At 61.3% G+C, this 15,998-nt stretch carries 14 protein-coding genes, 1 tRNA gene, 1 pseudogene and 1 riboswitch; of the genes and pseudogenes, 6 read left to right on the forward strand and 10 right to left on the reverse strand.

Translation table 11 applies throughout. The annotated features are described in order from the left end of the window. Positions 1-172: 172 nt before the first annotated feature. The 10 genes from bluB to rlmB all read right to left on the reverse strand — a co-directional run bounded on the left by bluB (position 173) and on the right by rlmB (position 9,379). A complete protein-coding gene (bluB, locus tag MSKU9_RS10060; RefSeq protein WP_193557679.1) occupies positions 173-814 on the reverse strand; it encodes a 5,6-dimethylbenzimidazole synthase in 642 nt (213 codons plus the stop codon). A 14-nt stretch (positions 815-828) separates the two neighbouring features. Then, a complete protein-coding gene (locus tag MSKU9_RS10065) occupies positions 829-1,461 on the reverse strand; it encodes a hypothetical protein (protein ID WP_141261335.1) in 633 nt (210 codons plus the stop codon). Positions 1,462-1,605: 144 nt separating this feature from the next. Continuing rightward, on the reverse strand, positions 1,606-1,833 hold the full coding sequence (locus MSKU9_RS10070; protein WP_193557680.1) for a hypothetical protein: 228 nt from the start codon (positions 1,831-1,833) through the stop codon (positions 1,606-1,608). A 187-nt stretch (positions 1,834-2,020) separates the two neighbouring features. Beyond that, complete coding sequence (locus MSKU9_RS10075; RefSeq protein WP_141261336.1) at positions 2,021-2,890, reverse strand: aldose 1-epimerase family protein; 870 nt, start codon at positions 2,888-2,890, stop codon at positions 2,021-2,023. A 45-nt stretch (positions 2,891-2,935) separates the two neighbouring features. After that, the gene (locus MSKU9_RS10080) at positions 2,936-3,460 is read right to left on the reverse strand and encodes a hypothetical protein (RefSeq protein WP_193557681.1); all 525 of its coding nucleotides are present in this window, start codon (positions 3,458-3,460) and stop codon (positions 2,936-2,938) included. 144 nt (positions 3,461-3,604) lie between these two features. Then, complete coding sequence (locus MSKU9_RS10085) at positions 3,605-4,042, reverse strand: CHRD domain-containing protein (RefSeq protein ID WP_141261337.1); 438 nt, start codon at positions 4,040-4,042, stop codon at positions 3,605-3,607. 533 nt (positions 4,043-4,575) lie between these two features. Beyond that, on the reverse strand, positions 4,576-5,583 hold the full coding sequence (locus tag MSKU9_RS10090) for an SDR family oxidoreductase (RefSeq protein WP_305067311.1): 1,008 nt from the start codon (positions 5,581-5,583) through the stop codon (positions 4,576-4,578). 110 nt (positions 5,584-5,693) lie between these two features. Further along, positions 5,694-6,044 carry a RidA family protein gene (locus tag MSKU9_RS10095; protein WP_141261338.1) on the reverse strand — a complete coding sequence of 117 codons (351 nt, stop codon included), beginning with the start codon at positions 6,042-6,044 and terminating at the stop codon, positions 5,694-5,696. Further along, positions 6,019-8,226, reverse strand: a complete 2,208-nt coding sequence (locus MSKU9_RS10100) for an FUSC family protein (RefSeq protein WP_227002453.1) — start codon at positions 8,224-8,226, stop codon at positions 6,019-6,021. Before MSKU9_RS10100 ends, MSKU9_RS10095 begins: the two co-directional genes overlap by 26 nt. 328 nt (positions 8,227-8,554) lie before the next feature. After that, positions 8,555-9,379: a 23S rRNA (guanosine(2251)-2'-O)-methyltransferase RlmB gene (rlmB, locus tag MSKU9_RS10105; protein WP_141261339.1), complete on the reverse strand. Its 825-nt coding sequence runs from the start codon at positions 9,377-9,379 to the stop codon at positions 8,555-8,557. A gap of 117 nt (positions 9,380-9,496) precedes the next feature. On the opposite strand from rlmB, the gene MSKU9_RS10110 reads away from it, so the two are divergent. The 6 genes and pseudogenes from MSKU9_RS10110 to MSKU9_RS10135 all read left to right on the forward strand — a co-directional run. Next, positions 9,497-9,582: transfer RNA gene (locus MSKU9_RS10110), tRNA-Tyr, on the forward strand. A gap of 435 nt (positions 9,583-10,017) precedes the next feature. Then, positions 10,018-10,467: a cupin domain-containing protein gene (locus tag MSKU9_RS10115; RefSeq protein ID WP_141261340.1), complete on the forward strand. Its 450-nt coding sequence runs from the start codon at positions 10,018-10,020 to the stop codon at positions 10,465-10,467. A gap of 222 nt (positions 10,468-10,689) precedes the next feature. Next, positions 10,690-13,221, forward strand: a complete 2,532-nt coding sequence (locus MSKU9_RS10120) for an EAL domain-containing protein (RefSeq protein ID WP_227002454.1) — start codon at positions 10,690-10,692, stop codon at positions 13,219-13,221. Between the two features lie 190 nt (positions 13,222-13,411). Then, the gene (locus MSKU9_RS10125) at positions 13,412-14,263 is read left to right on the forward strand and encodes a 23S rRNA (adenine(2030)-N(6))-methyltransferase RlmJ (protein WP_227001036.1); all 852 of its coding nucleotides are present in this window, start codon (positions 13,412-13,414) and stop codon (positions 14,261-14,263) included. Between the two features lie 197 nt (positions 14,264-14,460). Beyond that, entirely contained in the window at positions 14,461-15,408 is a 948-nt protein-coding gene (locus MSKU9_RS10130) for a ribokinase (RefSeq protein WP_141261342.1), read from the forward strand. Between the two features lie 20 nt (positions 15,409-15,428). Continuing rightward, positions 15,429-15,654, forward strand: a riboswitch (cobalamin riboswitch). A 144-nt stretch (positions 15,655-15,798) separates the two neighbouring features. Beyond that, positions 15,799-15,998: pseudogene (locus MSKU9_RS10135) on the forward strand (carbohydrate porin); the annotation flags it as partial.

The raw sequence follows: 15,998 nt of genomic DNA on the forward strand, positions 1-15,998 counted from the left end.
TCCGTCAGTATGAAGCGATCCATATGGTCTTTGAAACACATCATGGCCCTTTAGAAAACTCAATTCCCAACAGCCCCCAAAATGTTATTTTCAAAAAGTTTTTTTAAGGGTGAACCGGACATATCCCGTAATATGGGCCGCCATCGCGCCGGATCTGATGGAACCGATGGCCCTAGCGCCGGATCCATTCCCGGCGTTCGGGCGCGCGCCTTTCCCACCCGCGCCGTTCCAGTTCCGGCGTGCTGGCAGGCTGGGCCGGGTAGCCCACACACAGATAGGCCACAAGCTCCAGCGTGGGGTCCATATCCAGCACGGCCCTGATCCGTTCGGGGTCGATGATGGACACCCAGCCAACACCGATTCCCGATGCCGTGGCCGCCAGCCAGAACGTATGGATGGCCATGACCGTGGACCATGTGGTGGTCTGTGGCATGGTCCCCCGACCCAGGCCACGCCCCTGTGTGGGTTCGGGGTGGGACAGGACCGCGATGTGATGCGGTGCGTCATCCAGTCCCGCCAGTTTCAGCCGGGCATAACGCTGTGCATCCGTTCCCGCGCGGTCCGACAGGGCACGGGCGTTGCAGCGGGCAAAATCCTCGCGCACCGCCGCGCGGCGGTGCGGGTCATCCACCCGCACGAAACGCCATGGTTCACTTAATCCCACCGATGGAGCAAGACAGGCAGTGCGCAGCAGACCATCCAGCACGGGTTCGGGCAACGGATCACGGCGGAAATGGCGCACATCACGCCGCCAGCGGAACAGGTCTTGCAGCTGCTCCCTGAAGGCGGGAGAAAATTCGGGCATGGAAGTCATGCCCCCTCTTTCGTTCATTGCAGGCGGTCTGTCACGTCCTGGATGCTATCGGGGTCTGCGGGCGTGGGTTGCGTCACACCCCCTTCCTCCGGCGTCAGGGGGGCGGCATAGGCCGGGTCTTCCTCGAACCTGGAAGCTACTTCGCGGATTTCGTCAAAACTGGCCTTGTACCAGTCCACCTGCGTATGGGTATGGCTGTTCACGACAAAACTCAGGAACGCGGGGGATGCGCTTTCCTCAATGCCATATAACGCCTCGTCCTCACCGCCGCCGCCTTTCGTATGGAAGACGAAGTGACAGTTCACCGCATCCGTATAGCGCAGGAAGGTATGGTAAATGATGGTCGGCACGATTTCATGCATGGCCTGCCCAATATAATAGGCAGGCCGCGCGCTGATGACCGCGGGTGTGACGTTATCGAGAATCCCTTCGTTTTCCAGTGCGCTGGCACTGTCGATAAAACGGGACTGGTTGATCGTGACCGTCACCCCGCACCGACGCACGTGATAGGCGCTGGTGACCGTAATGCCGAATTTCTCATAATCAGGCAGCTTGTTGAACGCGGTCGTGGCCGCATGGGCTGTTCCCATCTGCGCCAGCATGGCAACCGCCAGCCATGCCGTACGTCGTGGCGTATGTTTACCCATGTCCTTTCGCTGCTCCCCCACATGGCTGCCTGTCAGGTGTATTTTACGCTCCTGTCATGTATCGTCCAATGAATATGGCGGCGCACCGGAATGCGCCGCCATATCATCATGATGCAGGATCAGCCCGCCTGTGGGCCATGGCAGTCAGGAGCGGTCCCAGCCCCGCAGCGCCAGCAGGGAGGGCGATCCCTCCATCCCCGCATGACAGCCTGAAGGCACCGCGATACTGGGCAATGTCGCCAGCAGCATCATCCCCTGCTTGCGGTAGGCGGCACCCACCCAGCCCACGACGCGCTGACGCATGGACCGGACCGGGAGGGAATTGGAAGAAGGGGAAAATCCCACGGCGGGGACAGGAGAAAAACTACGCATCAAGGCGTTTCCCGTGAGCCTAGCGGGCGAGACTGCCGCATGCTGCTCCTGCGCGCACGCTACGACGCAACCGGGGGGTTGGAAATACGATATTTTCGCAGATTTCCGGGGTGATCCATGCTTTTTTCGCAAAGCTTATTCCGACAGGTGTTGCATGGAAAAGACACCTGCCGGAAGACCCATGGAGTCAGATGCAGCCAACCTGCCACGAAGCCCGCCATTCCTGTCCGGGCTGCAGGTGGAACACGCCCGGGCGCATGGAAAAATCGCCCTTGAATCCGACCGGGCTGGCCATGCCATGCCACGGTTCGATGCACAGAAAATCAGCGCCGGGCTTCATCCATATGCCCAGCTGTGGAAAGCCTTCCCATGTCAGGCGCAGGCCCGGGCCACCAAGGATACAGTAGGTCAGCCCCGTGCTGGTGGGCTGGTCAAAAATCAGCGCATCCGCCGCGAACAGGGATTCGTCGAGGTGCAGCACCCGCCCTGTGACCGGGGAGGGGAAGGTATCAGGCAGCAGCAGGCCATCTTTCAGGCGGCGCACACCCTCAGACTCCGGCTGGTCGAATTCAATGATATGCCGGTCCTTGGGCATATCGGGGGCCAGCGGCCATATAAAGGCGGGATGCGCGCCCAGCGATGCGGGCAGGACACGATGCGCATCGGGATTGGTCACGCAGTACCCAACCCGCAGCCTGCTCTGTTCAATGCGGTATTCAATGACAAGGCTGAAAGCAAAGGGATAGATTTTGCGCGTGGCGTCCGTATCGGACAGTTCAAGGCGGCAACCCGTTTCGTCACGTTCCAGCCAGCGGAACGTGCAGTCCCGGGCAAATCCGTGCTGGGTCATGCGGTACGCCTGCCCATTCACCCATGCCGCGTCATCCACCAGTCGCCCCACGATGGGAAACAGCACGGGTGAGTGCCGACGCCACGGATCACCCCCGCCCCATAACAGGTCGCGCCCGCCCGCGCGCAGGGCACACAGTTCTGCCCCGTGGGCACGCACGCTGGCCGCAAGCTGGCCATCGCCAAAGGTATGGGTGTCTTCTGTCATGCTGGTGGCTCCATCTGTTTTCATGATGGCGCCTACCATGCACGATCAGGGGGCGACCTGCCTATTCATGTGAAGCAGGGGTGGTAGCCGGGGGGCGGAGACGGATGCGGTCTTTGCATCAGGTGTCAGGTGTATGGTCAGGCGTTCAACGGAAAACGCCAGCCGTGCGCCACTGCTGCGCGATGTGAACTTGATATAGATGCCGTTGTTATTTTCCATGACGGCACCACCCTTCCCCGCGCCAACCGTCGCCTCGCCCTGCACGGACCAGTACGTGCCTTCGATATCCTGAATGCGGTACAGATTGTAGACGGTGCCGATGGCATGGGTCCTGGAAAAGCCGATGGCCGCACCCGAGCCGCCACGGATGCGGAAAGAATAGTCATGCCCTTCAAATGTCAGGACACCCTTTCCCCATGACATCCCCGCCCCCAGATCGGCGGCTGACAGGGTAAAGGCGATCGTTGCCGTATGCTCCCCCAGCGCATCCGCCGCATGGGCACAGGTGAACGGGGTGATACCGGACAGGGACACAGCAGCCGCCACGGCGGCCAGAGATGCTAGGCGCAAAAGCGAACTCCATGACTTCTGGCGGGCGGGGATCACCCCGCGTCCTTACGTGACAGACATGATTTCCATGTCACCATTGCACTGTGCCGCACAAATAGCAGCCATGCAAACTATATCATGGACATGATCCCAATGGGTTGCGGTTTATTTTCCCTCGCCAGGACGAACCGGTGCCAGCTGGGCGCGGGCCTCGCCATTGGGTTGGGCGTCAGTATGCAGGTTGACGTAAACCTGACCATTCTGAAGGGCCTGCGCCTGTTCGGCCGACAGCAGGACGGACCCGTGCTGACCGGATTTATAGGGGCTGGGAATGGGCACCAGTACGCCTGCTTCCTCACCTGCCGGGGCAGGACCATGGAAATGGGCGGCCACCACAGGGCCGCTCAGCCCCGTCCACGTCAGGGTATATTTCACCAGGTTCGTGCGCGTATTCAGCGTGGCCTGCACGGTGCCATCGGGCTGGCTGGTCGTGCCATGTTCCGCAGTGAAATGACCTTCCAGCCGCACTGTGGCCGCAAGGGCGGGGGATGCCGCCACAATACTGGCGATGACAAGGGCGGGCAGGGCAGGAAAACGGATCATGTCGACCTCCAACCACAGGCAGGGCCTGCGGAAAATCTTCTGTTGCTGAAGTAATGAATAACGCCGTGAATGCATGATTGGGTGCATGATCCGTAACACGGCGCAACATAAAACATGATCGGGCGGAGGAACCGGTCCCGCCCCGCATCCAGCGGATATGAGGGGCAGTTTGAAAAATCGGCCCGGGAAACAGTCTGCAATCCAAGGAAGTTTTTGGTGAAGCTTTTTTCAAAAAGCTTCGGAGAACGCCCCCCTTTAAAAAAAGGGGGCACCCTCAACATTTTATCTTTCTTATCAATCAGCTGTTTTCAAAAAACTCTGCACGTTTCATGACTGGAACCCGCAGTGCAGGCAAAATGCTGCCCGTGCTTACCAGGGATGGGAATCGGAAATGAAACGTCCGGCATCGGCAATCATGCCAAAGGCGTAATAACATGCTGCAACCCCCAGCAGCATCAGCAGGCAGGACATAATGATACGCATCCATGCCATGTGCCATTGCGGGGATGATGCTGCAAGGACATTACATGCCGCTAGCCCACACCCGTCCCACCGGCGGCGCCATAAACCTGACCGGTAATGTAACTGGCTTCTGACGATGCCAGCAATACATAGACGGGTGCCAGTTCCACAGGCTGCCCCGCGCGGCCCATCGGGGTTTCGCCACCAAAATTGTGAATGTTATCCTCCGTCTGGCCACCGCTGACCTGCAGCGCGGTCCAGAACGGACCAGGGGCCACGGCGTTGACGCGGATACCACGGTGGACCATCTGCTTGGCCAGTGATTTGACAAAGGCGACAATCGCCCCCTTGGTCGCGGAATAATCCAGCAGGATTTCGGACGGGCTGAACGCGTTGACCGATGCCGTGGCAATGATCGCACCCCCGCGCGGCATAAGAGGGATGGCCGCCTTGCTCAGATAAAACAGTGCGTAGATATTGGTGCGGAAGGTTTCGTCAAACTGTTCATCGCTGATATCGAGGATGCTGTCCTGATGGCGCTGGCGACCGGCATTACTGACCAGAATGTCCAGTCCACCCATCTCCTGGTGCGCGCGCTGCACAAGGGTATCGCAGTATTTGCGGTCCCGCAGGTCACCGGGCAGCGCCACAGCCTTGCGCCCGGCTGCGCGGATCAGGGCAATGACTTCCCGCGCATCGGGTTCTTCGGCTGGCAGGTAGGCAATCGCCACATCCGCCCCCTCGCGCGCATAGGCGATGGCGGCAGCGCGGCCAATGCCGGAATCACCGCCGGTAATCAGCGCCTTGCGTCCCGCCAGCCTGCCAGAGCCACGGTAGCTGGTTTCCCCATGGTCGGGCCGTGGCGTCATCTTGCCCGCAAGGCCGGGCCATGGCTGCGACTGCTGTGGAAACGGCGGCCGGGGATAGGCATTTTCCGGATCCACCAGCGGGGGCATGGGGGCCGCCATTTCGGCGGCAGCACTGGACTGGCGGGCACCGGCGGCCGAGACAAGCCCGGCCGCCGCCACACCTGTCAGGATCTGGCGGCGGGATGAGGCATGGCTGTTATCATCTGGCATGGTGGTCTGCTTCCTGTCGTGGGTGGGTCGGTGGAACCGCATTCACGAATCTGAACAGCCCGCCCACCCCGACGGTTGCATGAAAACCGGCCTTCAGGGCCGCCCGTAGATCAGGGCAGGGCTGCGATTCCGGTAATTTCGACCTTCCAGCGCGGATCGGCCAGACGGGCTTCAACCGTTGCGCGGGCAGGTTTGGCGTCACGGTCCAGCCACGCATCCCATGCGCGGTTCATCGCAGCCATATCGTTCATGTCGCTCAGGAAAATCTGCACCGACAGCAGACGCGCGCTGCTGGTCCCCGCTTCCGCCAGCAGGGCGTCAATCTGGCGCAGGATATCCGCCGTCTGGCCTTCGGCATCAAGGGTGGGATCATCGGCCACCTGCCCGGCCAGATAGACGGTCTTCCCATGCACGACGGCACCAGTCAGTCGTTCCTCAGGTTGCAGGCGTTTGATGGTCATGGGTAGTTCCTTCAGGCTGGTACGGGTTCATGCCCGGTCCGGCCGGTCGCGAATCGGGCGGGGCGTGGAAACGGTGGGTAATATCAAAAAAACGGGCATGGGCCACAAGTTCACGCACCAGTATTTCCAGATAGGCGACACTCCACCCCAGATCGAGGCGACGCGACAGGTTCCCCTCCGCCGCCACACGCGCCCGCACGCAGGCCAGCGCATCCGCCACTGTATGGGCCAGACCGGCAGGCGGCTGGCCCCGCCATGCGGCAAAACCTGCGATCGTGTGTTCCACCGCCTGTCGGGCATCAGGCGGCAGACTGCCACGGTCCAGCATGCGCCGCAGCCGGATCAGGTTCAGCCCCACGGTCATGACCGCCAGCACGCCATCCAGATAGGCGTTGGTCTGTATATCTGACATGGAGGTGGAATGACGGACCAGACGGGCAAAACGCGCGGTCAGCGTATTCACCCATGCGCCTGTATCGGGAATGGCGGGCGTACGGGCGATACGGCGCAGGTCACCCACCATCTGGCGGCGCATGCGCCAGCGTTCCGCATCCTGATCAAATGGCAGCACCAGCCGGAACACCAGCACGCTGCACCATATCCCCAGCACGACCGCGCTGTTGGTATTGAAAAAGGTCAGTTCATCCAGCCGCGACTGGTTGCCGGGATAGACCATGAACGGCAGGAAATTGTTATAGGGCGCTGCCGTACCCACCGTGCGGGCGTCACGCAACGCAAGGCCACCCACCATCATGGGCAGAAACAGCGACGCGACCAGTGTTTCCCACACTGCCTGACGGGGCAGCACGACAAAGGTCAGGACCGCCGCCACCACCGCTGCCCACACCGCGCCCCGCAGGAAGCCGAGACTGTCCTGCACCGGGTTTTCATTCGCGGCAAAGCGGCTGCATGTCACCACCACGAACATGGCAAATGTCGGCCCGTCGGGCCAGCCCGTCACTTCCCACACCAGCCCGCCCGCAAGAACCGCGCCGGCAGAACGCACACCGTTATGCCAGGCATCCGTCCGGTCCCGCCACGGCGGGGTGGAAAAGTGGAAATGGTCATGGACCGGAGCCACCTGCGTCGCGGCCAGATGCACCAGCGCCGCATCCAGTCGGACCAGCAGCACCCCGAGCGAGGCATTAAGGATATACCCGTCCAGATGTGCCTGCGACCCGGCTTCATCCATGCGCACGGGTCCGCTGACGGCAATGATGTCATTGACCAGCTGCTGGCGGCATTCCGCCCCCAGCATGCGGATACGCGCGCGCAGGTCCGGCACGGCAGCAACGGGATCGGGGCCATCCATCCGTGCCTGAATATCGGCAAACAATGCCTTTGCCGTGGCCAGCGGGATGGCAAAGCCGGGCGGCACGCTGCCTGCCTCCCGTATGCGCGCAGCCAGTCCCAACCCGCGCGACATCACCACCGCGACCGCCGCAAGTGCCGCGCGCGCATGATCACCGGCATGGGTGCGGTGCCGCATTTCCACTTCACTGAACTCAATCTGGTCCGCAATGGAAAAGACGGACCCCAGCAATGTGCGTGAACGCAGGAACCCGGAATCCTGTCCCACCATCATGCCCGTCAGGGCCTGCGCCGCCTGCCCCACGCCGGCCGCGACGCGGCGCGTAATTTCCCGGTGCGCAACATCGGCCAGATTGGGCGCGAACACAGACGCCAGTCCGCTTTCACACAGGATGCCAAGGAAGATGTAAGTTGAACGCGACATGGCGATGGCGAACACATCACGCGGGTCATTCGCCGCATTCAGCGCGATCAGGCCACTGGTGAACGCCATGAGCACCAGCGCATAGGAATGGAAATTACGCAGGAAGGTCGCAAGACCGCAACATATCCCCACCCAAACCGCCAGCACCGGGAAGAACAGCCATGATGATTGCGGCAGGGCCGCGATCAGGGCCACCCCCACCACGGCGCCACATACCGTGCCCAACAACCGCCACCGTGCCTTGGACATGCTCTGTCCGCGCGAATTCTGGGCCACGATCCATGTGGTCATGGCTGCCCATTGCGGATCGTCCATTTCCATCCACAAGGCAAAAACCAGCGCCAGCAGGGCCGCGATGGTGGTACGGAGCGCAAAGCCGAAATCCGCCGCACGCGGGGCATACAACCACCGGAAACGGCGCAGGAAGCCACCCATGACACTAGACACGCAGGCAGCGGGCCATCAGTCTGTCGCCATTCGGACGGGTCGTATCACGCGGTCGTGTCATTCATCCCGAATGACAAGAATGCCGCAACAAATCCATGCGTTATAACATAAATAGTTTTTCATGATCCGCCCGGGCCCGTGGCCGCCAAGCGGACCTGCAGCATCATCCACAAACCGTGTAGAAAATCCGCTTATGGAACAGCCCGCAAATCTTCAGGGCAGCTTTACAGGGGCATCCATACGATACCCTGAAAATCCAAGGATGTTTTGGTGAAGCTTTTAAAAAAAAGGCGGCACCCAAAAACTTTCATGATTTTGTACGTGATCCTCAGCGATGGCGGTACATTTCATACAAGGCCACGGCTGCCGCGTTGGATACGTTCAGGCTTTCCATGTCGCTGCTCATGGCAAGGCCCGCGATCTCATCACAATGTTCCCGCGTCAGGCGACGCAGGCCCGCCCCTTCCGCCCCCAGCACCAGGGCCACGCGACGCTGGCCGAAGGACGCGCCATCCAGTATGCCGCCGCCCGCGTCCAGTCCCACCACCCACAGGCCACGGGTCTTGAGCGCGTCCAGCACGCGCGACAGGTTGACCACGCGGATCAGCGGCACGATTTCCAGCGCGCCGGATGCCGCCCGCGCCAGCGTTCCCGTCTCGTCCGGGGCATTGCGGTCCTGCATGACAACCGCAACCGCACCAAATGCCGCGGCCGAACGCAGGATAGCCCCCACATTGCGTGGATCCGTCACCTGATCCAGCACCAGAACGGGACCAGGTCGTTCCAGCACGGTATCAAGGTCGGGCGGGGTCAGCACATCTACCAGCAACGCCATGCCCTGATGCACCGCATCAGGCCCGCACAGCGTATCAAGGCGGGCACGTTCGGTGCGTACGGCCTGGATGGGGAAACCACCTTCCAGCCGCGCGGCAAGAGCTTCCTGTGCTTCGGCCGTGACCAGAAGCTGCCGCAGCTTGCGGGCAGGGTTTTCCAGCGCGGCCTGCACCGCATGCTGCCCATACAGCCAGCATGTACCACGCGGAGCCGAAGCCGCACCCCGCCCGCCCCGACCACCCCGGTCGGATGCAGGACGGGCGGACGGAGCGGAAGAGGCGGCTGACGCGCCGCGACGACGGGGAGTGCGCATGTTCATGACCGTTCTTTAAGCCCAACCGCAGCCTGCGTCATGTCCCCAAACCGGGAATGGGTGAAGTTTTTCACACTCCCTATTGACACCCCCCGCCAATCCCCGTAATTACCGCGCCAACCCGGAGGGATGCCCGAGTGGCTAAAGGGGGCGGACTGTAAATCCGCTGGTGTACGCCTACGTTGGTTCGAATCCAACTCCCTCCACCATCTTCCCTTATCCATTGATAACATGCTGTATCAAAGCGCTGGCTCTCCGGCGCTTTTCGTGTTTCTTCTGTTTCTATTGTTCCCTATTTGTATCAGGCAGCATCAGCAAACAGCGGGTATGAAATCCGTAGGGAGCGGGTAAGGGAGGGAATCGGCATGCTGACCGATCCCCAAATCCATGGGACCCGACCTGCCAACCGGCAGGCACGGCGGATTATTCATGTCTGCATGCCCACAGTACCGCCCACCCGGTGGGCAGAAACACACTACGCCAGGCGAGAATGAAGCGGCCTCATTCATTACTATGAAAGAACAATATCCTTTCCGTCTCAAGATCATGTGAAAGGCACGCCCCCATGATCACCGCCACGGAACCGCATCGGGCCATCAGACGCTATGTCATGTAATAACGATGACAGACCGGAAAGAGGAAAGATGCACAGATCACTACCTGTCCTGGCCGCCTGCATGGCACTTGCACCCGTTCTCACCCCGCCCGCCCATGCACAGACAGTTGCATCCGGACACCGCGACATCCTGCTGCAGGCCACGAAGTCATGGAATGGCGTGGCGTATGAAAAATATCCCGCCACCCAGCCGGAACTGATGATGATCCGGCTGACCATTCCCGCCCATACCGCCCTGCCGTGGCATACCCACCCCGTACCCAATGCGGGGTATGTGCTGCAGGGGCAACTGACGATCCATGACCGGGACAGCGGAAAGACGGAAACTTTCCATCAGGGCGAAGCGTTCGCTGAATCCGTGAACGACACCCATCGCGGGGAAAGCGGCGATACACAGACCGTCGTGCTGCTGACCTATGCCCTGACGCCGGGGACACAGCCCTCCATCCCGGCCAAGGGAGAAAAACCGGAATACTGACAGTCCAGTTGAGACCACACCGCCCCGCAGGCTCGATCACGACAGTCAATACGTCACTTTTTCATGTAATGAGGTTGGGGTGGCAGACCATAAAACTGCCGCAATATAATCAACATAAAATAACGCTTTCGTTTCCCCCTGCCCAACGGTACTGCCTGTCCCCGATAGCCCTTTCCTGTCCGGGACATGATTACCCGTTATTATATTGTGAAAGACGCCATCATGCCGGACATCACACAGATTTCCTCCCCCCTGCTGGAAAAGCTGCCCATGGCCGTGATGATGGCGGATGTATCGGGCCGCATCGTGTATGGTAACCCGCGCGCCTGCACCATGACCGGTTACACTGCCACGGATCTGGCACAAACGCGTCTGGGTCGCCTCTTTCCCGACAGGGCGGCCGATGTCACGGCCACGCTGGATACGTCCACAACACAGGACCGGGCCACGGCACAGGACGGGTGCGCCACCCTGCGCCGCAAGGATGGGCTGGGCATGCCCGTACGCCTGTACCGGGAAAGCATAAGCTGGGATGGCGATCTGTACGAACTGGTAGCACTACTTGACCGCACGGAAGAAGAACAGACACGCGAGGACGCTGAAATCAGCGCGCTGATCGTGCAGGCGACGGATCGGGGTATTCTGGTCCTTGACCCGCAATACCGCATCACCCACGCCAACCGTGCCATGACCGACCTGCTGGGGGCGGAACCCGCCGCCCTGCATGATGCCCCGTTCGGCACGCTGCTTTCGGGTGGGGAAAGCGATATCGCGACCCTGCGGCAGTTCCGGACGCATCTGGCACGACGCACGGGGTTTGAACTGGATATCCACACACGTGGGCGACAGGGCAAGGACCTGTGGCTGCGCTGCGCAGTGACCCCGCATTACGGGGCCGATGGGCAGCTTGCCGATATCATCGTCATCCTGCACGACATTACCCATGACCGGCAGTTGCGCGAACTGCAGCGTGATGTGGTCGAAGCATTGACCGACCAGCTTTCCCTGCGCGAGATGCTGGATTTCATGTGCCGCCGTATCGAACTGATCGCACCGGACTGCATGGCGGTGGTCATGCTGGGCACGGGCGGCACCCTGCGCATGGGCGGACACGGCGCGCTGCCCATGCCCGTATTGCAGGCTTTTGACGGGCTGGAAGCCAGCACTGCCGGCGGGGCCTGTGGCACTGCAATCGTCACGGCACAGGACGTGGTCGTACCCGACTTCACGACCGAAACCCGCTGGCCCACCCTGCGTGACGTGGCAGGCCAGCACGGGATCGCGGCGGAATGGGCGGTACCCATCATCCTGCGCAATGGCGATGTGGCGGGCAGTTTCTCGCTGTATTTCCGCGCCCCCGGGCAGCCGGGGGCATGGCACCGGCGCATTGTCGGCGCCTGCGTGCATCTGGCCATGCTGGCCATTGAACAGCAGCGCAGCCGGGATTCAATCATCCGCCTGTCCTATACTGACCGGCTGACCAGCCTGCCCAACCGCATGTGGCTTAACCGCCGTATGCAGGAACTGGCGACCCGGCCACCGGCCGCACCACTCAGCATCATGGTCATCGACCTCGACCGCTTCCGCAAGATCGTGCAGGCGCTGGGACAGGGGCGTGCCGACCAGCTTCTGCTGGAACTGGCCACCCGCCTGCGCCACGGCATGGTGGGACGTGACGTCCTGGTACGCACGGAAGGTGATGAATTCGTTGTCCTGACGGAAGAAAACGCGCCGGACGTCACCCTTCTGGCTGAACGGATCATCCATAACCTTGAAGAGCCGTTTACCGTTGATGGCATTCCCGTCAGCATTTCCGGCAGCATTGGCATAAGTACCTACCATGGTGAGGGGCAGGATGTGGAAGAATCCCTGCGCCAGGCCTATACCGCGCTGGCGCAGGCCAAGAAGGCGGGACGGTGCTGCTACCGTTTCTTTCACCCATCCATGAACCGGCAGGCGGATGACCATGTCATCCTTGCCTCTGCCCTGCGTGAAGCCATAGCCGACAACCGCCTGACACTGGTGTACCAGCCACAGGTCAACCTGCGCACAGGCGAACTACATGGCGTGGAAGCCCTGTCGCGCTGGGATGACCCGGTTCTGGGCATGGTGTCACCGGGGCGGTTCATTCCCGTGGCCGAGGAAACCGGACAGATCCGCGCCCTGGGCGTATGGTCGCTGCGGGTTGCGTGCGAACAGATGGCCAGGTGGATCGCCAGCGATATTCCTGTGCCGACCGTATCGGTCAACCTGTCCGCCATCCAGTTTCAGGACCCCGATCTGGTGTCGCAACTGGCGACCATCCTGCACCAGACCGGCGTACCCCCGGAACGACTGATTGTTGAACTGACCGAAACCGCCATGATCGAGAATTTCGACCAGACGGTAACCACCGCGACCGCCATCCGCAACCTTGGCATCGGGCTGTCGATGGATGATTTCGGCACCGGCTATTCCAGCCTGTCCAACCTGGCCAGCCTGCCCATAAGCGAGGTCAAGATCGACCGCAGCTTCATGAACGGCTTCGGCAGCACCGGCAATGTGCGTCAGGTGGTGACCGCCATCATCCGCATCGGGCACACGCTGGGCATGACCGTCATTGCCGAAGGCGTGGAAGAAGCCGCGCAATGCGCCCAGCTGCGCGATATCGATTGTGATGTCATACAGGGTTATTACTTTGGTCGGCCCATGAATACCGCATCCCTTGACGCATGGATCAGGGAACGCAGGGCCGAACCCGTCCCGGTCATCTGACACCGCGCAACCGCATGGGCAGCACGGGCCCGACAGGGCAGGATTTGCCACCCGGGCCCAGTCACCCGTACCACGCCGTTCTGTGCACCGAATGACAACATGCGCACCGGCATGGAAAAAAACGGCTTGATCCATTAACAGTCCTGCGGACCCCATACATGGGGCATGCAATCCGTAGGGCGGCCAGACCTTGAATTACAGACACAGCTATCACGCCGGCAATTTTGCCGATGTCATGAAACATATCATGCTGGTGGCGCTGATTGATGCGTTGCGCCGCAAGCCCGCCCCCTTCTCCGTCCTTGATACCCATGCCGGGATCGGCCTGTATGACCTGTCGGGCCGCGAAGCCCAGTCAACGGGAGAATGGCGCGATGGGATCGGCCGCCTGCTGGACGTGCCACCTGATCCCGCCGCACCCGCCTGCATGGACGAATGGCTGGATATCGTGCGCGCCACGATTGCATCGCATGAAGGGCGGCTGTTCTATCCCGGCTCCCCCGCCATTGTCGCAAGCCTGCTGCGGCCGGGCGATACGCTGGCCTGCTGCGAACTGCACCCCGAGGACCAGCGCAGCCTGCGCCGCCTGTTCCGGCGTAACCCCGCCGTCTCCGTGCACGGTCGCAACGGGTATGAAGCCATCACCGGCCTGCTGCCGCCAAAGCAGGCGAAGCGCGGGCTGGTGCTCATGGATCCACCTTTTGAACAGAAGGACGAATTCCATGCCCTTGCAAAAGCGATCATCACCGCCCGCCAGCGTTTTGCCACGGGCATCATCGCCGCGTGGTATCCCATCAAACACCGCGCGCCCACGCATGCCTTCCACAACGCGCTGAAGGACGCGGGACAGCGCAACCTGCTGGCCCTCGAACTGACCCTGCGGCCACCGCTTGATCCCGCACGGCTGAATGGCAGCGGCCTGCTGATCGCCAACCCGCCATTCCGGTTCGAACAGACCGCCCGCGCCATCCTGACCACGCTGTGCCAGCATCTTGGCGATGGTGAAACACAGGCAAACGTGAAATGGATTGCACCTGAATAATCACTTGATAAAATAACAAAAGTTTTTGAGTGCCACCTTTTTGAAAAAGGTGACATTCCCTGAAGCCTTTTGAAAAAAGCTTCACCAAAACTTCTTTACGATAGGCAGCAGCCTTCAGGGCCGGGACCTGTATGATTGCGGGGTAGAATGGTAAAATAAGCCTTGCATGCTCATTTACACTACCCGGGGTTCCCGCCATGCCTACGTCCCATATTGCCGTCATTGGCAGCACCAATATCGATTTTGTCGTACATGTCGCACGCTTTGCACGGCCGGGTGAAACGCTGCATGTCCATTCCTCCACTACCGGGTTAGGAGGCAAGGGGGCCAATCAGGCAATCGCGGTGGCGAAGCTGGGGCAGGACGTGGCGCTGGCGGGCTGGACAGGTGCGGACATGCTGGCAGACATGGCGCGTACCACGCTGGAACAGGCCGGGGTCAACACACGCTGGCTTATGAAAGACCCGGCGGCAGGCACCGGCCGGGCCTTCATCACCATCGACCCCACGGGGGAAAACCAGATCCTTGTTGATGGCGGGGCGAACATGACGCACGCGGCGGAAGCGTGCCCCCTGCTCTGCCCTGTTCTGGATCACGCCACGCTGGTAATGATGCAGATGGAAATGTCTCCTGCACTGGTACTGGCAATAGCCCGGCAGGCCCACGCACGCTCCATTCCCGTCATGCTGGACCCTGCACCGGTCCCCGTGGATGGCCTGCCGGAAGACCTGTACGCGCTGGCGGATATCCTGACCCCCAACGAACGCGAAACCCGCGACCTGACGGGTATCGAGCCCATCGATGAAGCAACAGCCCTGCAGGCGGCACGCATTCTGCATGCACGCGGCACACGCACGGCCATCATCAAGCTGGGCCATCGCGGCGTGGCGTATTCCGCACCGGATGGGCAGGGGTTCATCCCGCCCTTCCATGTCCGGGCGGTTGATACGGTGGCGGCGGGGGACAGCTTCAATGCAGGGCTGGCCTGCGCACTGGCGCGCGGGGCGGTGATTGGGGAAGCCGTGCGCTTTGCCGCCGCCTGCGGCGCGCTGGCCACCACCCGCCCCGGTGCCGCACAGGCCGCGCCAGACATGGAAGAAGTTGCAGCACTGCTGGACCAGCAACCCCCGGCCGACCTTGCCTAATGGACTGTAAACGCTATAGTCCGGATCAATAAGTCAGCGGTCCCGTGCAAACGGGTGAGAAAGGGAATGTCGTAAACCCCGGCGGGATATCATATCCGGGGGTCTAGTCGACAGCTGTACCCGCAACTGTAAACGGAGAGTATTTCATCTGATGCCGCCATACGGCACCCACTGGCCCCGGCCGGGAAGGGAGATGAAATGCAGTGACCCGTAAGCCAGGAGACCTGCCGTTGTCCTTCACAATATCGCCGGGCGGGCTGACCGGAGATGGACACGAAACATGTACAAGACCATCTGACATCCCGTCCCCCGTATCAGCCGTGGCCCGTTACAATGGGCCGTTTTTTTCCGGCCATTCATGGCCGGCCCCATCCTGACGGGATGTTTTTCATGAAATTCCTTTTCCCCCTCGCGGCACGACATGGCTGCAGGCATACCCTTCTCCTCTCCTGCGGCCTGATCGGCATCACAGGGGCCAGCACCCATGCACAGGCCCAGACACAGATCGCACAGGACCGCGCCCGCCTTGGCAATTCCACCCCCCTGATCCAGCAGATCGACCCGGCCACCGTGCGCGATTCAGAACGCGC

The organism is Komagataeibacter diospyri (assembly GCF_006538165.1).
GTDB classification, from domain to species: domain Bacteria; phylum Pseudomonadota; class Alphaproteobacteria; order Acetobacterales; family Acetobacteraceae; genus Komagataeibacter; species Komagataeibacter diospyri.